Origin of the sequence: Natrinema sp. H-ect1 (genome assembly GCF_041821105.1) — an archaeon.
GTDB classification, from domain to species: domain Archaea; phylum Halobacteriota; class Halobacteria; order Halobacteriales; family Natrialbaceae; genus Natrinema; species Natrinema thermotolerans.
On record NZ_JBGUBA010000009.1, the window covers coordinates 44,051 to 64,749 of the forward strand.

19 protein-coding genes and 1 tRNA gene are annotated in these 20,699 nt (G+C 65.9%); 6 read left to right on the forward strand and 14 right to left on the reverse strand.

All coding sequences use genetic code 11. The features are described 5' to 3' along the window. Positions 1-58: 58 nt before the first annotated feature. Positions 59-3,163: an adenosylcobalamin-dependent ribonucleoside-diphosphate reductase gene (locus ACERIM_RS15625; RefSeq protein WP_373633395.1), complete on the reverse strand. Its 3,105-nt coding sequence runs from the start codon at positions 3,161-3,163 to the stop codon at positions 59-61. Between the two features lie 94 nt (positions 3,164-3,257). After that, entirely contained in the window at positions 3,258-3,542 is a 285-nt protein-coding gene (locus ACERIM_RS15630) for a hypothetical protein (RefSeq protein WP_172704560.1), read from the reverse strand. A 60-nt stretch (positions 3,543-3,602) separates the two neighbouring features. Between ACERIM_RS15630 and ACERIM_RS15635 the strand changes: the two genes are divergently transcribed. Next, positions 3,603-3,794 carry a hypothetical protein gene (locus ACERIM_RS15635; protein WP_006649331.1) on the forward strand — a complete coding sequence of 64 codons (192 nt, stop codon included), beginning with the start codon at positions 3,603-3,605 and terminating at the stop codon, positions 3,792-3,794. A gap of 21 nt (positions 3,795-3,815) precedes the next feature. On the opposite strand, the gene trpG is transcribed toward ACERIM_RS15635, so the two are convergent. From trpG to trpD, 4 genes are read right to left on the reverse strand one after another with little or no spacing between them, the layout of a single operon-like run. Next, positions 3,816-4,463 (reverse strand): anthranilate synthase component II, encoded by a 648-nt coding sequence (gene trpG, locus ACERIM_RS15640; protein ID WP_373633396.1) that lies wholly within the window; start codon positions 4,461-4,463, stop codon positions 3,816-3,818. Beyond that, the gene (gene trpE / locus ACERIM_RS15645; RefSeq protein ID WP_373633397.1) at positions 4,460-6,142 is read right to left on the reverse strand and encodes an anthranilate synthase component I; all 1,683 of its coding nucleotides are present in this window, start codon (positions 6,140-6,142) and stop codon (positions 4,460-4,462) included. The genes trpG and trpE overlap by 4 nt, the downstream gene beginning before the upstream one ends. A 5-nt stretch (positions 6,143-6,147) precedes the next feature. Continuing rightward, entirely contained in the window at positions 6,148-6,804 is a 657-nt protein-coding gene (locus tag ACERIM_RS15650) for a phosphoribosylanthranilate isomerase (RefSeq protein WP_373633398.1), read from the reverse strand. Then, positions 6,801-7,820: an anthranilate phosphoribosyltransferase gene (trpD, locus tag ACERIM_RS15655; RefSeq protein WP_373633399.1), complete on the reverse strand. Its 1,020-nt coding sequence runs from the start codon at positions 7,818-7,820 to the stop codon at positions 6,801-6,803. Before trpD ends, ACERIM_RS15650 begins: the two co-directional genes overlap by 4 nt. A gap of 184 nt (positions 7,821-8,004) precedes the next feature. Between trpD and ACERIM_RS15660 the strand changes: the two genes are divergently transcribed. Continuing rightward, positions 8,005-8,079: transfer RNA gene (locus ACERIM_RS15660), tRNA-Val, on the forward strand. Between the two features lie 357 nt (positions 8,080-8,436). Here ACERIM_RS15660 and ACERIM_RS15665 read toward each other — a convergent pair. Then, entirely contained in the window at positions 8,437-9,483 is a 1,047-nt protein-coding gene (locus ACERIM_RS15665; RefSeq protein WP_373633400.1) for a hypothetical protein, read from the reverse strand. Between the two features lie 86 nt (positions 9,484-9,569). Between ACERIM_RS15665 and ACERIM_RS15670 the strand changes: the two genes are divergently transcribed. After that, positions 9,570-10,478: an AEC family transporter gene (locus ACERIM_RS15670; RefSeq protein ID WP_049966259.1), complete on the forward strand. Its 909-nt coding sequence runs from the start codon at positions 9,570-9,572 to the stop codon at positions 10,476-10,478. Positions 10,479-10,525: 47 nt separating this feature from the next. Here the strand turns inward: ACERIM_RS15670 and ACERIM_RS15675 are convergent, their stop codons facing one another. From ACERIM_RS15675 to ACERIM_RS15690, 4 genes are all read right to left on the reverse strand, one after another. After that, a complete protein-coding gene (locus ACERIM_RS15675) occupies positions 10,526-11,278 on the reverse strand; it encodes a hypothetical protein (RefSeq protein ID WP_373633401.1) in 753 nt (250 codons plus the stop codon). A 91-nt stretch (positions 11,279-11,369) separates the two neighbouring features. Further along, complete coding sequence (locus ACERIM_RS15680; RefSeq protein WP_373633402.1) at positions 11,370-12,152, reverse strand: YihY/virulence factor BrkB family protein; 783 nt, start codon at positions 12,150-12,152, stop codon at positions 11,370-11,372. Positions 12,153-12,260: 108 nt separating this feature from the next. Then, positions 12,261-13,001, reverse strand: a complete 741-nt coding sequence (locus ACERIM_RS15685; RefSeq protein ID WP_006649340.1) for a CAP domain-containing protein — start codon at positions 12,999-13,001, stop codon at positions 12,261-12,263. A 72-nt stretch (positions 13,002-13,073) separates the two neighbouring features. Then, a complete protein-coding gene (locus ACERIM_RS15690) occupies positions 13,074-13,400 on the reverse strand; it encodes a lycopene cyclase domain-containing protein (protein ID WP_006649341.1) in 327 nt (108 codons plus the stop codon). A 104-nt stretch (positions 13,401-13,504) separates the two neighbouring features. On the opposite strand from ACERIM_RS15690, the gene ACERIM_RS15695 reads away from it, so the two are divergent. Further along, the gene (locus ACERIM_RS15695; RefSeq protein WP_006649342.1) at positions 13,505-14,662 is read left to right on the forward strand and encodes a CBS domain-containing protein; all 1,158 of its coding nucleotides are present in this window, start codon (positions 13,505-13,507) and stop codon (positions 14,660-14,662) included. Between the two features lie 72 nt (positions 14,663-14,734). Here the strand turns inward: ACERIM_RS15695 and radB are convergent, their stop codons facing one another. Beyond that, the gene (radB, locus tag ACERIM_RS15700) at positions 14,735-15,442 is read right to left on the reverse strand and encodes a DNA repair and recombination protein RadB (protein WP_006649343.1); all 708 of its coding nucleotides are present in this window, start codon (positions 15,440-15,442) and stop codon (positions 14,735-14,737) included. 175 nt (positions 15,443-15,617) lie between these two features. Here radB and ACERIM_RS15705 point away from each other — a divergent pair, with 175 nt between their 5' ends. Continuing rightward, positions 15,618-16,409 carry a hypothetical protein gene (locus ACERIM_RS15705; protein ID WP_373633403.1) on the forward strand — a complete coding sequence of 264 codons (792 nt, stop codon included), beginning with the start codon at positions 15,618-15,620 and terminating at the stop codon, positions 16,407-16,409. Positions 16,410-16,485: 76 nt separating this feature from the next. On the opposite strand, the gene ACERIM_RS15710 is transcribed toward ACERIM_RS15705, so the two are convergent. Next, positions 16,486-18,006 carry a hypothetical protein gene (locus ACERIM_RS15710; protein WP_373633404.1) on the reverse strand — a complete coding sequence of 507 codons (1,521 nt, stop codon included), beginning with the start codon at positions 18,004-18,006 and terminating at the stop codon, positions 16,486-16,488. Between the two features lie 569 nt (positions 18,007-18,575). On the opposite strand from ACERIM_RS15710, the gene ACERIM_RS15715 reads away from it, so the two are divergent. Further along, positions 18,576-19,154: a hypothetical protein gene (locus ACERIM_RS15715; protein ID WP_373633405.1), complete on the forward strand. Its 579-nt coding sequence runs from the start codon at positions 18,576-18,578 to the stop codon at positions 19,152-19,154. Positions 19,155-19,254: 100 nt separating this feature from the next. On the opposite strand, the gene larC is transcribed toward ACERIM_RS15715, so the two are convergent. Next, positions 19,255-20,598: a nickel pincer cofactor biosynthesis protein LarC gene (gene larC, locus ACERIM_RS15720; RefSeq protein WP_373633406.1), complete on the reverse strand. Its 1,344-nt coding sequence runs from the start codon at positions 20,596-20,598 to the stop codon at positions 19,255-19,257. Between the last annotated feature and the right edge of the window lie 101 nt (positions 20,599-20,699).

The following is a 20,699-nucleotide window of genomic DNA, read 5'->3' on the forward strand; positions in this document are numbered from 1 at the left end:
CCCGTCCGCTGTCCCGAAAAAACGACCGCGAAAACGGAACCGAACCCTCAGTTAGCGCTCAGCACTCGCTCCAGCCACAGGACTCGCAGGTCTTGCAGCCTTCGGAGAAGTACAGCGACATCGAACCGCAGTCGGGACACTCCGGCGACTCGCCGGCCTCGATGAGGTCCTGGGTCGTGTCGTCGGCGTCCGCGGACGCGGCGGCCGCCCCGCCGTCGGTCTTCGGCCCGTCGTAGACCTCGGCGTCGGCCGACTCCTCGAGGGTCTGCTGTTTCGGATACGGCTTGTCGATCTCGCCCTCGAGGTACCGGCGCATCGCGGTGCCGATGGCGTCCGGAATGGACTGAATCTGTTCGCCCTTGTCCCAGGCGACTTTCGGCGACCGGGTCCCACAGAGTTCGTCGACGATCTCCTCGGGGTCGACACCGGAGCGCAGCGAGGTCGAGATGACCTTCGCCAGCGCCTCGGTGAAGGAGTTGGTGAAGCCACCCGAATGGCCGATGTTGGCGAACAGCTCGAACGGCTGGCCGGTCTCGGGATCCTCGTTGATCGTCACGTAGATCTTCCCGTAGCCGGTGTCGATGCGCTGGCTGACACCCTGCAGGGCGTCGGGCCGCTCGCGCTTCTCGGTGAAGTCGACCTGGACGGGCTCGCCGTCCTCGTCGAGGAGTCCGCCGACGTCCGCCTCGAGGACGTCCTGGACTTCCTCGCTCTCGAGGAACGCCGTTAGGCCGCCGAAGATCTCGTCGATCTGCTCGACGAGGGCCTGTGCGGCCTCGGTCTCGTCGGCGAAGTCGGCGTTGTCGGCGCGGGTAGTCAACACCTGCTTGCTGCGGGTGCCGTCGCGGTAGTAGGTGACGCCCTTGCCGCCGTGTTCGTAGATGTACTCGAACACGTCCTTGGCGTCCTCGAGCGTGGAGTCGTTTGGCGCGTTGACCGTCTTCGAGATCGCGGAGTCGACGCCTTCCTGACAGGCGACCTGGACGCCGGCGTGTTCCTTCGCCGAGAGGTCGCCGGTCGTGACGAACAGTTCGCCGATGGCGTCGGGCACCGTCGAGAGTCCCTCGACCCCGTCGAACTGGTTGGTGGCCATCTGCTCTTTGGCCTCTTCTTTGACCGCGTCGACGTCGATGTCGTTGTCCTCGAGAACGCGGAGGAAGTAATCGTCGAACTCGACCAACATCTCGTCGCCTTGGACGTCGTCGGAGACGTTCTTGTAGTAGGCGACGTTGTAGATCGGCTCACAGCCGCCGGTGGTGTTGCCGACCATCGAGGTCGTGCCGGTCGGTGCGATGGTCGTCGTGTTGTGGTTCCGGATGGCGAAGCCGTCTTCCCAGTCGTCGGCGTCGAGGCCGGTCTGCTTCTCGAACCACTCGCGGTACTCGGTCGGGTTCGCGTACTTGGATTTGTCCCACTCGTCGAAGCTGCCCCGTTCTTCGGCGAGTTCGTGGGAGGTCCACTTCGAGGTATGGTTAATGTGGCGCATCAGCTGGCGCGCGACCTCGTTGGAGGTTTCGCTGCCGTACTCCATGCCGAGCTGGATGTACAGCTGTGCCAGGCCCATGATGCCCAGGCCGATCTTGCGCATCTCCCGGACCTTCTGCTCGATCTTCTCGACCGGGAAGTCGCTCATCGTGACGACGTTCTCGAGGAACCGGGTGCCCATCTCGATGCGGCGGTCGAACTCCTCGAAGTCGATCGCCTCCTCGAGGAAGGCATCGACGGCCTCGGCTCGCGACTCGTACTCGTCGCCGTGGTCGTCGTACCAGACGCGCCAGTCGGGGGCCTCCAGGTCGGCGAGCGTCGAGAGGTTGATGTGCCCGAGGTTACAGGCCTCGTACTCTTCTAAGGGCTGCTCGCCGCAGGGGTTGGTCGCGAGGATGCGGTGGTCGGGGTGTTTCTCGACGTCGAAGGAGTGCTGTTTGTTGATCCGCTCGAGGTAGACGACGCCGGGTTCGCCGTTCTCGTGGGCACCCTCGACGATGTCGTCCCAGAGTTCTTCGGCCGGGATCGACAGCTCTTCGCCGACCTCGACGTGGTCGCCGAGGCCGAACATCTCGTAGAGTTCCTTCGTCTCGGCCGTGGCGATGTGGGGTTCGCCCGTTCGGGGGTTGGTGAACGTGAACTCCTCGCCGTTCTTGACGGCGTCCATGAAGTCGTCGGTGATGCCGACGGAGATGTTGAAGTTCGAGAGGTGGCCCTCGACCGCGTTCCGGAGGTGCTTGGGGACCCGCCCGTCGTCGTCGATGAGTTCGCGGGCCTCCTCGAGGGCATCCTGGAAGGAGGTGTGCGTGTAGTCGTCGGGGTCGTTCAGCCGCAGCGTCTCGGCCAGCGAGACGTCCTTGTTCTTGGCGTGGATGAACTGGATGACGTCCGGGTGGGAGACGCGCATGACGCCCATCTGTGCGCCGCGGCGAGCGCCGCCCTGGGCGATCGTCTCGCACATCTGGTCGTACGTACGCATGAACGTGATCGGGCCACTGGCGATGCCGCCGGTCGAGCCGACCGCGTCGCCGTAGGGCCGGAGCCGCCAGAAGGCATAGCCCATCCCGCCGCCGCTCTGGAAGACCTGTGCGGCTTCCTTGGCGGTCTGGTGGATATCGTCGATGTCGTCCTCGGGGGAGTCGACGAAACACGCCGAGAGCTGCTGGAGTTCGTCACCGGCGTTCATCAGGGTCGGCGAGTTCGGCATGAAATCCAGGTTTTCCATCATGCCCTGGAACTCGTCGGCGATGTCCTCGACGTGGTCGCGGATCTCGTCGGGGAGTTCGGGGACGACGGTGTCGTAGGCGAACTTGTTGACGTTGTAGATAGACAGCGTGGCTTCGGCATCGTCCTCGGCGGTGGTGCCCGCGCCGAACACGTCCGCGGCGAGTTCGTCCCGTCGCGGGTGGTCGGGCTTGAGCTGGTCGGGCGTAACCGTAATCTCAGTATCGCGGTTGTCGGCTTCGTAGACGGCCTCGGCCAGCGCGATGTTCTTGCCAACGCGGTCGAAGAGATCCTCCTGGGCCTCGATGAGGTTGCCGTCGGCGTTCTTGCGGAGATAGCGGGCCGGCAGAATGTCGTGATAGGCGTTGTCGGTCAACCGCTCCTCGAGGGTTTCCCCCTCGGTGCGCTTGATCGGGAGCGTCAACTCTTCCGCGGAGAGCTCGGCGTCGCTCATGCGCGCGTCACCTCGTCGCTACCTCGCTGCAGTACGTCGATCGTGGCGTGGGTCCGGGTCCTGACTTGCATCATTCGTGACGAAGGTTCGGTATTCATCCATCCATCATAAAACGTGGTGTTGTAGTCCTACCGTTCTTGTAGTAATACAAATTAGGTTGTATAGATGTCTCTGTCACCTTGTCGTGTTCGGTCAGCAGACGACCGGTGAAACGGCCGCTGCCGTGGTCGCTCGAACCTACGTGGCCGACCGTCTTAACCATTTTCAGACCGGACTGAAAGTGACTGTCTGCGACGTGATCACGGTTCCCTCCGGTGGTTTTCTCTTTCATGGCTTCACAGTCCGACGCGCCGAACGATCGCTCGAGCGAGTCAGTCATCGGCGACTGGCAGTCACGACTTCCAGAAAGATTACGTCCCTCCAGTGCGGGGGGTCGTACATGATCGAAGCACTGACTTCGGGACCGACGATCCTCCTGGTCCTGGCGGCGCTTGCCGCATTCGCCGTCGCCGTCGTCGCGATCAAGATCGCAATCAAACTGGCCGTCCGTATCGGCATCGTCGCCGCCGTCGTGCTGGCGGCGCTGTACGCCACCGGCTTCACCGACCTGGGCTTCCTCCCGTTCTTCTGAGACGCCCCCTTTTCGCCGCCCTCACTCCTTCGCGAACGCGAGGAAGTTCTCGATCACGTCGTGCCCGACGGCCGTGAGGACGCTCTCGGGGTGGAACTGCACGCACTCGAGGGGGTATTCCGCGTGGCGTACGCCCATAACGAGCGTCTCCGAGCCGTGTTCCGCGGTCGCCGTCACGTCGAGACAGTCCGGCACGTCGGTCGCGACCAGCGAGTGGTACCTGCCCGCACGGAATCCCTGCTCTAAGCCCGCAAAGACGCCCTCACCGTCGTGATCGACCGCGGAGGCCTTGCCGTGGATCGGCTCCGGCGCGCGGCCGACGCTGCCGCCGTACTCGTAGACGGCGGCCTCGAGGCCGAGACAGACCCCCAGGGTCGGTACCTCGGGGCTGATCTCCCGGAGGACGTCCATCGTGACGCCCACGTCGCGGTCGTTCTTCGGATGCCCGGGGCCGGGGCTGATGACGATCGCGTCGGGGTCGACCGCGCGGACGTCCGCGAGCGACGCGGTGTTTTTCAGAACCGCGGTCTCGGTGCCGGCCTGCTGGCTGACGTACTCGACGAGGTTGTAGGTGAAAGAGTCGTAGTTGTCGACGAACAGCACCGTCAGCGGCTCCGTCTCGCTGTCGCGGCCCGCCGCGTCGCGGTCGTCCGCCGCCGTCGCGCTCATCGGCTCACCTCCGGCGTCGCGTCGGGTTCGCCGTCCGACGGCGGCTCCGCGGCCGGGAGTTCGATCTCTTCGAGGGCCGCGAGGACGCCCCCCATCTTCTGTTCGGTCTCCTCGTACTCGGCGGCGGGGTCGCTGTCGGCGACCAGTCCCGCACCGGCCTGAACCGTGATCCGGTCCTCGTCGCCCTCGTCTTCGACCGTGGCAGTCCGAATCACGATCGCGAAGTCCGCGTCGCCGGACCACGAGTAGTAGCCAACGCCGCCGCCGTAGAGCCCGCGGGGCTCGGACTCGAGGTCGTCGATGATCTCCATCGCGCGGACCTTCGGCGCGCCCGACAGCGTCCCGGCGGGGAACGAGGCCCGCGTCGCGTCGAACGCGTCCGAGTCCGCGGCGAGCCGGCCGGTCACCGTCGACTCGATGTGCTGGACGTGGCTGTACTTGAGGACGTTCATGAACTCGTCGACCCGGACCGAGCCCGGTTCCGAGACGCGGCGCACGTCGTTGCGCGCGAGGTCGACCAGCATCGTGTGTTCGGCGCGTTCCTTGCCGTCGGCCAGCATCTCCCCCGCGAGCCGGCGGTCCTCGACGGGGCTCGAGCCCCGGTCACAGGTGCCGGCGATGGGGTTCGACATGACCTCGCGACCGCGCACCGAGAGCAGGGTCTCGGGACTGGCCCCGACGACGGTCAGATCGTCGTGGTCGAGCAGATACATGTACGGCGAGGGGTTGACCTCGCGCATCGCCTCGTAGAAGCCGAGCGGATCGATGTCACCGTAGAGTTCCCGCGTGCGAGAGATCACGCCCTGATAGATGTCGCCGTCGAGGACGTGTTCCTTGGCCGCACGGACGCTGTCCTCGTAGGCGGCTTTCGGCCCGGCGTTCTCCTCGTCGCGGACGAAGCCGCCGGTCTCGGGCGGTTCGGCCGCACACAGCGTCGCCGCCACCTCGTCGGCCTCCGCGACGAGCGCGTCGTAGACCGCGTCGGGGTCGTCGTCGGCCTCGAGAACGGGCGTACAGACCAGCGAGATCGTCCCGTCGCGCTCGTCGAAGGTCAGGGTCTTCGTCGTCAGGAGGAACTGCGCGTCGGGAAATCGCGAATCGGGCCGCTCGTAGCCGACTTCCTCGAGCCAGAGGTCGTAGACGGCCTCGTAGGCCAGGAAGCCGACCAGCCCGCCCTCGAGATGCTGGCGGTCGTGATCGGGCACGTTCTCGAGGCGAACGTCGGGCATCGCGGCCCGGAGCGCGTCGACGGTGTCGCCCTCGGCGTCGGTGTCGATGGCAGCGAGCGGTGCCTCGTCGGTCAGGGCCTCCACGGTCGCCTCGCCGGATTCGACCGTCACGACGGCCTCGGGGTCGTAGCCGACGTAGGAGTAGCGCGCGTGGCGCTCGGCGTCGGCGGAACTCGGCCGGAACGCGCCGTCGGGATCGCTCGAGGCGGTCTTCCCCGCGCTCTCGAGGAGGAAGGCGTAGGGTGAGCGCTCCCGGTCGCTCGCCTCGGAGCGGCCGGTGAGCGCGGCGTAGGCCGCGAGCGGCGTCGTCTCGACCTCGAGGGTCGCGACGGTCCGGACGACGGCCGGTCGGTCGTCCCGGTCGGCGCTCGAGCCGGCGTATTCACAGAACGCCTCCCGATCGAGATCGAACGAGAACCGGTCGGTGGGGGTGGGTTTGGGATCGGGCATGGGAGTCACGCGTCGGGCTCCGCCCGCTTGCGGGCGGTCTTGGCTCGGTCGACGAACGAGCGAACGGCCTCGTGGTCTTTGACCCCGCCCCGCTCCTCGACGCCGCTGGCGACGTCGACGGCGAAGGGCGCGACGGTCCGGACCGCGTCACCGACGTTCTCGGGGGTGAGCCCTCCGGCGAGGATCAGTGGCGACTCGAGGTCGGCCGTGGCGGTGTGGGTCCGGTCCCAGTCGTGGGTGCGGCCGGTCCCACCGCCGCCCTCGGCGCTGCCCGTGTCGACGAGCAGTCCGTCGACGATCTCGTCGTAGGTCTCGGCGGTCGCGGCGTCGTCGGCGTCGACCGCGAGCAGCAGTTCCGCCTCGAGGTTCGCGCGCAGGTACGCGAGGTCGCCGGGTCGGATGTCGCTGTGGATCTGGATCGCGTCGGGCTCGATCTCTTCGACCAGTTCGATCGCCTCTGCCGGGCCGTCGGGCATCGTCACGAGGACGCTCGTGACGAACGGTGGAGTCGCCGCCGCCAGCGCCGTCGCCCGCTCGATCGAGACCTCGCGGGGCGTGTCGACCGAGACGTCACAGATGATGCCGACGGCGTCCGCGCCCGCGTCGATCGCCGCCTCGAGGTCGGTCTCATCAGTCAGGCCGCAGATCTTGACCCGGGTCATCGGTCCCCGGTCGGCTGGGCCGTGACGCCGCGTAACTGGTCGAGTTTCTCGGCGGCCGCGCCCGACTCGATGGCCTCGCGGGCCGCGTCCGCGCCGGCCTCGAGCGAGTCGGCCTCGCCGGCGACGTAGATCGCCGCACCCGCGTTCGCGAGGATGACGTCGCGTTTCGCGCCGGTCACGTCGCCCTCGACGATCCCGCGCATGTCCGCGGCGTTTTCCTCGGGCGAGCCGCCCGAAATGTCCGCGATGTCGTGTTCAGTGAGGCCGAGATCGGCCGGCTCGAGGGTGTACTCCTCGACCGACTCGCCGTCGACCTCTGCGACTCGGGTCTCGCCGTGGATCCCGATCTCGTCGGTGCCCGCGCCGTGGACGACCAGCGCGCGCTCGACGTCCATTCGGGCGAGGGCGTCCGCGAGGACCGGAACGAGGTCGGGATCGTAGACGCCGACGACCTGTGCGTCCGCGCCTGCGGGGTTGGTCAGCGGCCCGAGGACGTTGAAGATCGTCCGCATCCCCAGTTCCTTGCGTGGGCCGATGACGGCCTTCATCGCCGGGTGGAAGACCGGCGCGAGCATGAACCCGATACCGTCCTCCTCGATGGCTTCTTCGACGGCCGGGGGCTCGGCCTCGACGTCGACGCCGACTTCCTCCAGGACGTCCGCGCTGCCCGACGAGGAGGAGACGGAGTAGTTGCCGTGCTTGGCGACCGGAACCCCGGCCCCGCCGGCGACGATCGCGCTCGTCGTCGAGACGTTGATCGTGTCGTAGTCGTCCCCGCCAGTACCACAGGTATCGACCAGCGGCGCCCGGTCCGGCGAGATCGTTCGGGCCGCATCGCGCATGCCCTCCGCGAAGCCGGCGATCTCGGCTTCGGTCTCGCCTTTCGCTCGCAGCGCAGCCAGCAGCGCGCCGATCTGTGCCTCCGTCGCGTCCTCGAAAACCGCCGTCGAGGCCGCTCGAGCGTCCGCTTGCGTGAGATCCTGCCCGTCCGTGACTCGTTCGACGTAGTCCTGCATAGTGAACACCAATGTACGTAGTTGTCTTGTAATGCCCAAATCAGTACATCGACTTAAGCGTGTCGCCCGGCCGCGTGCGGACGAGTCGCGTACGGCGGTCGATTCGAAACCTTCAATTAGTGTGCCCGGCAACGATTGAGTGCAGCGGACGTGGCGACGCAGGCCACGGACGAAGGTCGAACCAGGGTTGGTGGTCTAGTCTGGTTACGACACCTCCTTGACATGGAGGAGGCCGGCAGTTCAAATCTGCTCCAACCCATTTTTTCGAGCGACAAATCGTGAGGAGCTGAGCGACGAGCGCGTCGCTCGAACGATTGGTACGGACAGATTGAACGAGGCGAGCCGCAGCGCCCGAACGTAGTGAGGGCGACCGTCTCGACGTGGTTCAAATCCGCTCTACCCCACATCTACGGCTCGAGCGCTGGTTGCGACCGAACTCGAGATCACGTCGAGGTAGTCGTCCGCGATTTCGACTGGCGGGACCCGCCGCTCGAGGCGTCGTTCTCGAGAAGCAGTTGATTTCGAAGAGCCGGCCCCTAGACGGGCGATCCCGTCGGAAGTCCGCGTCTTCCGTCGGGCAGAATCGCCATCGAAGGCGTCGCTTTCGTCGCGGTGCTTACTCGCCGTCGTTCCAGGTCGCCGAGTTCCAGGTCGCCGAGGCGGTCACTCGACCGTCGCTGACGTCGACCGAACGCTCGTCCGCGGAGGCGCCGAGCGACTCCTCGAGCGCGCTCGCGTCCGCGTCGCCGAGAACGGCGGCGAACTCGCCGGAACCGCCGCCGTCGCCGTCGAACGACAGCGTGCTGACCCCGCCCTCGAGCCCCTCGAGTTCGGTGTATTCCACGTCCGAGAACATCCCGTCACCGCTGGTACCGCTGTCGCCGCTGGGGTTGGTCTCGAACTCGTCACCGTAGCCCCCGTACGCGACGGTACCATGACCGGCGGCCGAGAGGAACCACTCGACGTCCGCGACCGCTTCGGTCGCTCGTTCGGCGTCGCCCGCGGCGGCCTCGATCGGCGTCTTGACCGCGGCGACGGGATCGGTGACCTCGTTGCCGCTGACGAAGACGATCGCGCCGCCGCTGACGGCGATCGCGTCGGAACTCCCGTCGGCGGGGGTGAAGATGTCGTAATCGTCGATCCCATCAGTTCGCTCGTACTGCCTCGCGAACGCGGACTCGGGTTCGGCGGTGAGGATATCGGCCACTTCGTCGGTGTCGATATCGCCGGGCAGGACGACCGCCTGATTCGCCACGAGCGTCGCGTTGGCGCTCGACTCGAGCGATTCCACGTCCTCGGAGTCGGTCGCCTCGAGGACCCCGGTGAGCCCGTACGAACTGAGACCGAACCCGATGGCGAACCCCGCCGCGATCGTTCCGGCCATCGGCAGTCCCATCATCGGGTCGTTCTGATACGTCTCGTCCAGTTCGTCGTTCTGGCTCTCTTCGTCGCTTTCGGAGTCCTCGAAGTCCGACCAGTCGATGTAGATGAACCCGACCGCGCCCTCGTCGTCGGTGGTGAGCCACTGCGCGTACGTCGGCGGGGAGTCCTCGCCGTCTCCGTTCCCGTTGCCGCTCTCGTCGCCGGAACCGAGACAGCCGGCGGCACCCGCTGCCATCGAAACACCCGTGAGCTTCAACACGTCACGGCGGTTTACAGTCATGATCGTATACCAGTCCCGTTATCTATTATAAAACCCCGTTGAACCGGATCGAACGGTACAAACCACGGAACCGACTGGGACGGGGTATGGAGGTCGTCGGTCGGCTGTTAGCACTGCTCGTCGTCCTGGTGGGCGGCGCGGGCATCCGAGCGATCGGCGTCCTCGACGACCGCCGGACCGCGCTGTTGAACGACCTCGCCTACTACGTCGCGCTCCCGGCACTGATTTTCGTTTCGACGTTCGATCGCTCGATCGCCACGTTGCTCTCGCCGGCGCTGCTCGGCGGGCTCTTGCTCGTCGTCTTCGGAACCGCGGGGGTCGCCTGGGTCGTCCACTGGCATCGGGACTCGAGCGCGCGCCGGAGCGTCGCGATCGTACAGTCGTATCACTCCAACCTGGGCTATCTGGGATTGCCGCTGGTCGCCGCGACGTTCGATCCGACGGTCACGGCGATCGCGAGCGTGGTACTCGGCGTCGTCTCACTGACTCAGGTCCCGCTGACGGTCGTCATCCTTTCGACACTCAACGCGGCCGGCGCGACGGTTACCGGCGAACTGCGGCGACTCGCGACGAACCCCGTCCTCGTGACGCTGCTTGCCGGATTGACGATCGGTTCGCTCGGGCTCGGGGTGCCGTCACCCGTCGCCGTCGGTCTCGACGCCGTCGGGTCGCTGGCGCTGCCCGTCGCGTTGCTCTGTGTTGGCGCATCGCTGGACATCGACCGGTCCTCGATCGACGCGGCCACGACCGCGGCCGTCGTCGCCTGCAAGGTCGTAGTGATGCCGGCCCTCGCGTGGCTCGTCTTCTCCGCGCTGGCCGTCGACACCGCGACGTTTATCGCCAGCGTCGTGATGCTCGGCACGCCGACGGCCGTCTCGACGTTCGTCTTCGCGAGCGAACTCGGCGGCGACCCGGAGTTCGCGTCGCTGAACGTCTTCGTCACGACGCTGTCCTCGATCGCGACGCTGTTCGTCCTCATTACACTGGTCGGCTGAGTGACTGCGGGCGCTCCTTCGAGCTGTAATCACAAGCTGACGCCGCGTTACGGCGAAAAGAAGCGTTTGAGCCGCCCGAGTAGACCGGGGGTGTCGTCGGACGCGTCGTCGCTTCCGCCGCCGTTTCCGTCGCGATCGACCGAGCCGGCGAGTGGGCCGGCGTCGTCGGGCCAGTCGTCGTCCGCCGACCCCGACGCGGCCGTCGTCTCGAGGTCGTCCATCGAGAGATCGACATCGTCGATCTCGGGGGTCGATTCGCGGCCTTCGCCGGCCTCGGCCGCGCGGACGTCCGCGCCGGTCACGTCGCCCGCCTCGACGCGGGCCGCGAGGTCCTCGAGGTCAGCGTCGTCCGGGATCGAAGCGGCAGCGTCGTCGATCGACGTCGGCTTCGTCTCAGTGGTGTCCGCGGACGTGCTGTCGCGACCCTCGCCCGGACTCGGCTCCGGGGTCGGTTCGGCGGCCGTGGAGTCGGCCGGAGCGGTGTCCGTTCGCGCCGACGACTGCTCGTCGTCGCCGTCGTCGGTCACGGGATCGGTTGTCGGAACGTCGTCCTCGTCGAACGCAGCCGTCACGGACTCGCTGGTCGCCGTATCGTCGGCCTCGTCGCTCGAGCCAGCGTTCCCATCGCTCGAGTCGGGATCCGACCGGGTCGAATCCAGCGACTCGAGGATGTCGTCGACGCTTTCCTCGGAGACGACCCGCTGGGGACCGCCACCGGGCTCTAAGGCGTCATCCGAGTCGGCGTCGGCCGCGTCCGTCTCGTCGGCCGGGGAGGGACCGGATTGTCGCTCGTCGCTCATGGTGGTGGCTGTCGCTGCCGACGACATAATCCTTCCCCTGTCGGTGGTCGGGGACGGTCCCGTCAGCCGTACCCGGGCAGTGGCTGCGGGGTCACTCCGCGAGCGCCGGGTTCGCCCGGACGACGTTGAGGACGGCCCCGACCAGAATGATGATGCCCGCGAAGTAGAGCCAGGTAACAAACAGCAACACGGCACCGAGTGCCCCGTAGGCCTCGTACTGGGCGGCGTTGGCCGCGTACAGCTGGAACCCGAACTGGAGGATGGTCCACCCGACGGCGGCGAAGACCACGCCCGGCAGGATCTCGGCCACGTCGACGGGGATCGGCGGCAGGACGTAGTAGATCGGCAGGAAGACGAGGATGAGCCCGGCAAGCAGGATGAGCCAGCCGAGGAAGTCGGCTAACGGCACGGTATCGGCGACGAGCCTGAGCGCTGCCCCGATCCCGATCATCAGCGCGATCGCGCCCGCGCCCGCGACGAGTACCGTCAGTCCGTCCACGAGCTGTCCGACGAGGCTCTCTTCGGTGACCTCGTCGTAGACCTTGTCGAACGCGAGACTCAGCCCTCGAAAGACCTTGAGCGCACCCCAGGCGGCGACGACGAGCGCGACGACGGTCGCCTCGGCCCGTCCCGATTCGGTCGTCAGGGCTTCGGTAACGAGGTCTTCGCCCGACGCCGGGAGGAAATCCCCGGCGACAGTGATCAGCCGCTCGGCGGCCGCCTCGCCGCCCAGCAGCGAGCCGACGACGAGCGCAAGCAGGACCAGCGGGATCAGCGACACGAACGCGTAGTAAGCGAAGCCGGCCGCGAGAAAGGTTAGATCGCGGTCGCTCGCGGTCCGATAGATCGTCGTGACCGTCTCCGGAAGCTCCATACAGTTCGTACGACGGTCAGGACTATGAACGTGTAAATCGTTCGCAGTTCCTGTCGTCCGGTATCGGGGAGAGCGGCAGCCGCCGACCGACTCGTGCCCGTGGCGATGTTACCACTCGCGACAGAAGTTCTGGCCGGCGTAGACTGCGCCGTCCTCGTCGATGTAGACGCCGACCCCCGCCCGATCCCACGTTGGCGTCTCGCCCTCCTCGAGGATCGCCCGCCGGTGATCGGTGGAGTTCATCCACTGATCGACCAGACCGATCGCGAGGGCCTCGGCCGTTTCGTAGCGAACGACCCCGCCGGACGGTCGTTCGACGCGTCGATCGACCCAGGTCATGGCGATGTTCTCGCCGTAGGCCCGACAGTAGTCGTCGACGTCTCTGAAGCGGTCGTACGGCCCCTCGCCGTCGGGGTTCGTATGTGCGAAGTAGTCCCGCTGGCCCATGTCGCGAGTGTGTGCGCGAGCCACCGACGCGGCGGTCCCGTCCCACTCGAGGGGCTCGAGGCCGTGTTCGGCCCGCCGCTCGTTGATCTCGGCGTGGACGAAGTCCTCGACGGTCGGCGAGGTGATCGTCTCGACGTCGGTTTCGTACCGGGTCGTACCCGGGTCGTCGGGATCCGTTACCGGCGGATTGCGTTCGCCGGCCGGCGGCGGCTCGGAACTGGGCGCGGGCCCCTCGCCGAGGCCGAGCCCGTCGGTCACCTGCGGGGCGAACACGGCGGTTCCGACAGCGAGGGAGACGACGAGCGCGATCGCGACGAGGAGACTCAGGAGTCCCCGAAGCAGTGCCCGGTCGCACCGCCGGGCGCGGTCGTGTCCCGTTCCGTCGGACCGGCTCCCATCCATCGGATCGACCGTCGACTCGCCGGTACAAGAGCGTCGGGACGGACTACAGCGAGTGAGAGCGGTAGGGACCGATTACGGGTCCGTGACCGCGACCCCGTCCGCCCCGTCGCCGAAGATCGTCTCGTGCATGCCGATCACGAGACCGGGGACGACCGCCATGAACAGGTGTTCCTCGAGCGGGATGCCGGCGACATCGATCCCGGTCCGGAGTTTGATATCGAAGACGCCGACGGCGAGGGTGTATCGGTCCCAGACGTAGGCGATCGGATACAGCGCGAGGATGGTCACGGCGGCCTTCCGAACGGCGTTTGCACGACGCAACAGGAGCGCGGCGACGATCCCCCAGACGAGTTCGGTCACGAGGTAGGTGTAGCGTCCGAAGACGCTGATGTCGAACATCGACGGCCATTCAACGGCCAGTATAAAAACACCCGGGCTGGATCCACCCGGATAAAACGGGCAGTATCTTAAATACCCCGGCGGCACTACGTTCACGTAGAAGGATGAATATCGCTGATATCGCCACCACGGAGTTCATCGAAGTCGACGTCGGGACGCGAATGGGGAAAGTCCGGTCCATGTTCGAGGACGGCAACCCCAAGGGAATTATCGTCATGAACGACGGGGACTACGAGGGGGTCATCAGCGAGCGGGAGATCCTCCAGTCCCACGTCGAGGACGACGCCAAGGTGGCGGCACTCACGAAGCCCAGTCGGAGTACGCCATCGCCCAAGGTCGACCGCCAGGAAGACGTCCGGGAGACCGCCCGCGTCCTCGTCGAGAGCAACGCGAAGGTCGCGCCGGTCTTCGAGAACGGCGAGCTGTGGGGGGTCATCACCGACGACGCGATCCTCGAGGCGGTCCTGGAGAACCTCGACGCGCTGACCGTCGAGGACATCTACACCGCCGACCCGGTCACGGTCACCGAGGACGACGGGATCGGCAAGGCGATCAATCTCCTGCGCGAACACGGCATCTCCCGCCTGCCCGTGATGAACGAGAACGGCTTCCTCGCTGGGGTCGTCACGACCCACGACATCGCCGACTTCGTCATCCGGGAGAACCACACGACGACGACGGGCGATCGGGTCGGCGACTCCGATCGGTTGCTCGACGTGCCGGTCTACGACATCATGACCAGCCCCGTCGAGACAACCACGCTGGACACGACCGCGGAGGCTGCCGTCGAGCGGATGCTGGGCAACGACTACGCGGGGCTGATGGTCACGCCGGCCGACGACGACCGGGTCGTCATCGGCGTCATCACCAAGACCGACGTCCTGCGGGCGCTGACCTTCACCGAGGAGGAACACATGGACGTCCAGATCACCAACATCTCGATGCTTGATACCATCACTCGAGAAGGGATCGTCGAGAACATCGAGGACGTCGTCGACAAGTACCAGGACATGCAGGTGATGCACGCCCACGTTCGATTCAAGGAACACCAAGAGCGACTCCGCGGCACGCCGCTCGTGCAGTCACAGATCCGACTGCGTACTAACAAGGGCCAAGTCGCCGGCACCGGTGAGGGCTACGGCTCGGAGAACGCCTTCCGCGTCGCGCTCGATAAACTCGAGCGCAACGTCCTCGAACTCAAGGGCGTCACCAGCGACGAGGAGTACCGCGGCCAGCTCCTGCGGAAACTCAACGAACTGTAGCGTCGACGTCGACCCCGGGTTCGTTTTTCCAACTCCGGACTGGACACCGACCATCGGCCGGCCGGAGGTGGCTCAATGTCGCGCCGACTCCTCGCCGCCCTCGAGCCCCCGATCCGTAATCCGGAACTGAACTGACTCGCCGGCCGGCTTCGAGCGATGTTTTTCCAGCGTCGCGCGTCGGTTCCCGCCCCGGAACCGCTCCAAGCGGACGACGGTCCCGGTCCAGTGTTCCAACGTGTTGCCGCCCAGCCCACGGGTCCGGTCCGAGTCCGGGTCCGAAAAGACCTGATTCGTCAGCACGACCGCGAGATCGTGTTTGCGCGCGAGCGAGAGCAGGTGGGTCACCTGTCGGGTGACGCTTCGCAGCGCTTCCCCCTCGTCGCCGTCGGCGGTCCGCTCGAGCCGGTAAAAGCCCGTCGCGCTATCGAGGACGATCAACTCGGCGCGCTCGGCGAACCCCTCGGCGTCGCGGACGGCCTCGGCCTGTTCCTCGAAATCGACGGCGTCTTCGATGACGATCCGCGAGGCGACGGCCTCGAGGTCTTCCCCGTCGACGCTTCCCTCGAGCAACTGCTGGAAGCGGTCGACCGAGACGCCTTCGGTATCGATGTAGACGACGGTCCCCCCGTCGACGGCCGTCTGGACGGCGGCAGACAGCGCGAGGTTCGTCTTCCCGGCCGCCGGCGGGCCGTACAACTGTGTGACGGTCCCGCGTTCGAACCCCCCGTCGAGCAACTCGTCGACCGGGCCACAGCCGGTCGGGATCGCCTCGTCGGTCACGGTTCGAGTTGACTGGGGACGCGCAAAAAGGCCCCGGAACGGCCGGGGCGGGACTTCGCCCCCGCCCCGCGGGCGATCGCGGCCCGATACTGTCGGCGCTCGCGACTCCGACCGCTCGTCTCGACGATGGAATCCGTTCGCGTACGTTTATCTCCGATGGGGGCGAAAGTCGCCCGTGATCGTCGTCGCTACGGCGGACTTCGAGGTGTACCACGGTGTCGTCAACGAACTTCGCGACCGCGGAACGACGTTTACGACCATCGAACTCGATGAAGAGCTACCGGACCGGGCGGCCGTCGTCATCACCGACGGGGACAACGCCGATGCCTTCGCGAACGCGACGACCGTCGTCGCCGATCCGGACGATCCACGGCGTGCGGTCGACCGGGCGCTGGCGGCCGTCCGCGGCGACGGCGGTCGGACGATCATCGGCGTCGATCCCGGTCGTAAACCCGGCATCGCCGTCCTCACCGGCGAGACGGTCGTCGCCGCCTTTCAGGTCCCGCTCTCCGACGCCGTCGACGTGATCGAACGCGAGGCCAGCGACGCGCCCTCGCCGGTCGTCCGGATCGGCGACGGCTCCCGCCTCGAGGGCGCGAAACTCGTCACCGACCTCGAGGACGTCCGGGTCGAACTCGTCGACGAGACGGGGACGACCCCCTATCTGGGCACGGGCTCGCGGGGGATGGGCGACGTGCTGGCCGCGGTCAACATCGCTCGCCTCGAGGGAGAGGTCGTCGACGCCCGCGAGATCGAGCCGACGGAAGGGGAGATTCAGGTCATCAAGGACCGCTCGCGCGAGCGAAGCGAACACAACCGGGCGATCGACGAGGCACTGGCCCGGCGGGTCGCCGCCGGCGAGTTGACGATCGACGAGGCGCTCGCGGAACACCGCAACGATGGAACTGGCTCGGAAACCGAGTCGCGCGAGACGGACGAGGCCGACGGCTCGGAGCCGTCGTCGTAGCGTCGGAAAACCGGACAAAAGAAACGGATACGTCGGTCACTGCGGTCGAAAACCGACCGTGTGACGGATCGAGAGGTTACGCGCCGACCCAGGTGTTCGTCGAGGCGACCGACGTGAGCTGGACGTTCTCGTTCTCCTGCATGCTGATCTGTGAACTCCCGGCGCTGCCGCCGTCTTCGGCGACTGCGATGGAGCTGTGCTGTTCGTTCAGGTTCTGCTGCGTGATGATCTGCTGCTGGGCGATCGCGGCGCTTGCCTCCTGCTCGGCGTCGTTCGTCTGCGTGGCGTTCCCGGCGTAGTCGTACGACGTGCCGGCGCCCATGCCCGCGTTCCCGTCGACCGTGACGGTCATACTCGAGGTCCGAGTGACGTCGTCGGAGACGTAGCCCGGGCTCGCGTAGACGTTGAGCGCGTCGGCGTAGGCGACCTGTGCGTTGTAGTTCTGCTGGTAGGCGAGCTGGATCGCGGTGGCCTCACTGCCGTTCTCCGCGAGTGCCATCGCGGTGTTCTGGAAGTTGATGTTCTGTTGTTCGACTGCCTGTTCTTGGGCAATACCCGCGGTAGCGGTCTGTTCGGTGTCGTCGACGCCATCTACCTTGTCCTTCTTGTCGGGCTTGTGTGCGTCAGTCGTGGTCGAGAGGACGTCGCCGTCGACATCGCCGGCGGTGGCGACGTTCATCCCGAGGGACGAGACCATCAGGTTCGAGGCGGTTGCGCTACCGAACTGCTCGTTGAGGTTGCTCTGGTCGGTGAACTGAATCGCCGTGGCAGTGCTGTTTTCGCCGATCGCGATGGCAACCGCACCGCCCTGTTCGTTGACGTTCTGCTGGGCGACGTCTTGTGACTGGTTGACGAGTGCTTCGGCACTCTGGCCGACACCGGGACCGTCGTCGCCGGACTTGTCCTTCGCGTGTCCGAACTCGCCGTCACCGAGGTAGACGTTCGAGGCGTTGGCCATGCCCTCCTGGAGGTTCTCGTTGCGCTGGTAGGACTGCTGGAGCGCGGTCGCCTCGCTGTCGTTCATGGCGTACGCGAACGCGGTACTCTGGTTGTTGTAGTTGACCTGACCGACCGTCTGGGACTGGGTCACGCCGGCGATGGCTTCCTGGGTGACCGTCTCGTCGTCGCCCTTCTCGTCTTTGATTCCCCAGCCGTCGAACTGCTGGTCGCCACCGTTGCCGATGATGATGTTGACCTCGCCGACGTTTTCGAACTGCGTCTGTGCGGTTCGAACCTCGACGTTGCCGGCCGTGGCCTCACCGGTCTGGACGTTGTCGTTCTGCTGGTTGACCTCCTGGACGGCCGTCGCCTGGCCGCCGTCGATCGAGACCGACACCGCCGATCCCTGTTCGTTGATGTTGACTTGATCGACGTCTTGGTGCTGGATGACTTCGGCGGCCGAGCTGCTCGTCCCGTCCGCGTGCTTGTCGACGTACTCCTCGAGCGACATATCGCCGAGGTCGGCGCCAAAGACCAGATACAGCTCGTCGCCGTCCTCGAGCGTGTGTACCGTGTCACTGTTGGACGCGGCGTCACCGCCCGCGGACGCGGCCGGGACGCCAGCCATCGCCATCGACAAGGCCAGCATACAGGCCATAAGAACCGTCGTAGCTCGTGATCGTCTCGTCGTATCGGTTGTCATTGAGTGTTTGATATTCGTCGTGATTGTCTTTCGTTTCTGTAACTGTGCAACGCAAACCCCCGTTCTCCCATTACAGACTTTGTTATCGACAGGTTGGCCGGAGTATGAAGTCGCCTATGGGACCGAAGGGGGCTACTTACGGGGAGAAATCGGCGGCTTCGGTTCACCGAACCGTCTTGCTCGAACCTGTCTGGGCGTATTTATCGCCACTCGACTGAAAATGAAAATTGAGGAATGCTTTGGCGCGCCATTGATCTGCTTACTGATCGTTTCAGGGATCGAATGCGGGTATTAGCGCCGCGAAACGGATCAACAACCGTTTCACACCGCGGATTTCGGCAACGGGGGCGCGGAATCCCGTCCTCGAAACGCTGAGGGAAGTCCGAATAGGGTCGTCGAAACGACGACACGTTGTTGGTTACGGTCGCTGAACGGTTATCCTGTACACATAAATAGCCGTATCAGGTTCTCTAATGCCGCTATTCGGCTCGAAACCGTTTGACGGATTCAAATGGGTCCCCGTGATGAGTAGCGACCGGGCAACGCGCCACAGCGGGGAGCGACCGGGAGACGACGGCCTCGTCCGCGACCAGCGACAGCGCCGTCGCTCGAGGGATCTCCCTCGAGGGTCTTCCCGGTGTGGCGACGCGTGGTGCCCACACACGGTGACCGAACCAATGAAACGCGCACTCACGCTCGCACTGACGGTAGCAGTGATCGGCGGCCTCGCATTCATGGGGGCTGCTGGAACAGCGGCGGCACAGGCAGACGCTAACTCTAGCGTCGACGTCGATCAGGACTCGGACGCGGTGACCGTCATCGATACCGACCAGGAGAACAACAACCAGCAGACGCAGATTGCAACGTCCTACAGCAGTTCGGATGTGAGTACTGCTAAGACGACTGCGATACAAGGTCAAGCGGTCGAGCAAGAGAACGAAAACGAGGTCGAGGATACGACCACGATCTCTGGAAACTACGCTGATGTCGACTCGGATGCAAACGCCAGTGACGACGACGACAACTCCACCGACAACTCCGTTGACGGTATTACTGGCGGTGAACTGGTCGATATCTTCGCCCAGCTCGGCATCAGTCTCTAAGTAGCTGCACCGAAATAACTAATTTATTTTATGGTGTACTCACAGCGCCAATAGCGAAAGCGTTCGCAAAATCGGCTTTCCGGTCCCGGGGAGAAGTCGCTTACCTGTGCGACGCGTCGACACCCCGTTCCGCTCTATCGATCACGTCTCGAGTAGCCACCCCCGCCTCTCGAGCCACCCGTGCCGCGTCGTCGTACTCCGCACTCACGTCGTATACCTCGCCGTCGGCGTCGCTCGCGATCTTCACGCTGACCTCGTATTCCTCACCGTCGATCCCGAGACTCACAGTCTCGAACTCGCGGTTCGCGATCCACCGATGCGTGACACCGGCGTCCCGAACGCCCAAGGTCCCGGTCTCCTCGGCCAGCGCTCGAGCGACCCGTTCCCGATCCGCGGGTTTGCAGATGACCTTCACCAGATGCCCGGGCCGGGACTTCTTCATCGTTGCGGGGAGGATCGACATGTCTCGAGCGCCCGCGTCCGAGAGCGTCTCCTGCAGGCCACCCAGCACTTCCGGCGTCGCGTCGTCGAGATTCGTCTCGAGGACGGCGATATCGTCTTTCACCAGCGTCCCCTCGCCGGTCCCGACCAGCGTACGAAGCACGTTCGGATGCGGGTCGAGATCGTAGCCGCCCGCACCGTAGCCCGATGACTCGAGATCCAGCGCGGGCAGCGAATCGACGCCGTCGGCGACGTGCGCCAGGATGGCCGCGCCGGTCGGCGTCAGGAGTTCGGCGTCGACGGGGCCGCCCCGCAGCGACCAGTCGGCCCGCTGGGCGAGTTCGACCACCGCCGGCGTAGGGACGGGGTACTCGCCGTGGCTCATCGCAACCGTCCCGCCGCCGGTCGCGAGCGGCGTCGTGACGACGCGATCGGGCTCGAGGTCGTGCAACAGGGCCGCCGCGCCGACCACGTCCGCGATCGCGTCGTCGGCCCCGACCTCGTGGAAGTGGATCGACTCGAGGTCTGCGCCGTGGACGGCGGCCTCGGCCTCGCCGAGCAGTTCGAAGATCGCGAGCGCATCGCGCTCGACTGCCGGCTCGAGGGCCATTTCCCGAACGATCTCGCAGACCTCGCGGTAGCTGCGATGGGGGCCGTGGCCCTCTGCGGGAGTGTCGGTACCGTCGCCTGCCGTCTCGTGTGTGTGCCCGCCCTCCGTGTCAGCCTGGTCGTGAGAATGGTCGTGGCCGTGGGAATGATCGTGATCGTGCGCACCGTCCGTGTCGGCGTGATCGTGGTCGTGTGCGTGATCGTCGTCGGGGAAGACGACGTCGGCCGTCGTGGCCGCGATCCCGGTCTTTTCGGTGTCGTCGATCCGGTAGGCCACCGGCAGCGCCTCGGTTACCGGCTCGAGGACGTCGGCGTCGGCACCGGCGTCTATGAGCGCGGCAAGGATCATATCGCCGCTGGCTCCCATCCGGCCGTCGAACGCGAGGACTCGCATGCCAGTTCTCGGCGCGGAAAACGCAAAAAGCCATCTCTCCTCGCTCGAGGGGCGGTATCGATAGGGCCAAAACCAACCGAGGCCGGTACATCTTTGTAACC

What these genes read in the sequence shown, in the direction of transcription:
- ACERIM_RS15625 (WP_373633395.1), bottom strand. Translation starts at nt 3,163, where the DNA reads ATGAGCGACGCCGAGCTCTCCGCGGAAGAGTTGACGCTCCCGATCAAG.
- ACERIM_RS15630 (WP_172704560.1), bottom strand. Translation starts at nt 3,542, where the DNA reads ATGACTGACTCGCTCGAGCGATCGTTCGGCGCGTCGGACTGTGAAGCC.
- ACERIM_RS15635 (WP_006649331.1), top strand. Translation starts at nt 3,603, where the DNA reads ATGATCGAAGCACTGACTTCGGGACCGACGATCCTCCTGGTCCTGGCG.
- trpG (WP_373633396.1), bottom strand. Translation starts at nt 4,463, where the DNA reads ATGAGCGCGACGGCGGCGGACGACCGCGACGCGGCGGGCCGCGACAGC.
- trpE (WP_373633397.1), bottom strand. Translation starts at nt 6,142, where the DNA reads ATGCCCGATCCCAAACCCACCCCCACCGACCGGTTCTCGTTCGATCTC.
- ACERIM_RS15650 (WP_373633398.1), bottom strand. Translation starts at nt 6,804, where the DNA reads ATGACCCGGGTCAAGATCTGCGGCCTGACTGATGAGACCGACCTCGAG.
- trpD (WP_373633399.1), bottom strand. Translation starts at nt 7,820, where the DNA reads ATGCAGGACTACGTCGAACGAGTCACGGACGGGCAGGATCTCACGCAA.
- ACERIM_RS15665 (WP_373633400.1), bottom strand. Translation starts at nt 9,483, where the DNA reads ATGACTGTAAACCGCCGTGACGTGTTGAAGCTCACGGGTGTTTCGATG.
- ACERIM_RS15670 (WP_049966259.1), top strand. Translation starts at nt 9,570, where the DNA reads ATGGAGGTCGTCGGTCGGCTGTTAGCACTGCTCGTCGTCCTGGTGGGC.
- ACERIM_RS15675 (WP_373633401.1), bottom strand. Translation starts at nt 11,278, where the DNA reads ATGAGCGACGAGCGACAATCCGGTCCCTCCCCGGCCGACGAGACGGAC.
- ACERIM_RS15680 (WP_373633402.1), bottom strand. Translation starts at nt 12,152, where the DNA reads ATGGAGCTTCCGGAGACGGTCACGACGATCTATCGGACCGCGAGCGAC.
- ACERIM_RS15685 (WP_006649340.1), bottom strand. Translation starts at nt 13,001, where the DNA reads ATGGATGGGAGCCGGTCCGACGGAACGGGACACGACCGCGCCCGGCGG.
- ACERIM_RS15690 (WP_006649341.1), bottom strand. Translation starts at nt 13,400, where the DNA reads ATGTTCGACATCAGCGTCTTCGGACGCTACACCTACCTCGTGACCGAA.
- ACERIM_RS15695 (WP_006649342.1), top strand. Translation starts at nt 13,505, where the DNA reads ATGAATATCGCTGATATCGCCACCACGGAGTTCATCGAAGTCGACGTC.
- ACERIM_RS15710 (WP_373633404.1), bottom strand. Translation starts at nt 18,006, where the DNA reads ATGGCCTGTATGCTGGCCTTGTCGATGGCGATGGCTGGCGTCCCGGCC.
- ACERIM_RS15715 (WP_373633405.1), top strand. Translation starts at nt 18,576, where the DNA reads ATGAGTAGCGACCGGGCAACGCGCCACAGCGGGGAGCGACCGGGAGAC.
- larC (WP_373633406.1), bottom strand. Translation starts at nt 20,598, where the DNA reads ATGCGAGTCCTCGCGTTCGACGGCCGGATGGGAGCCAGCGGCGATATG.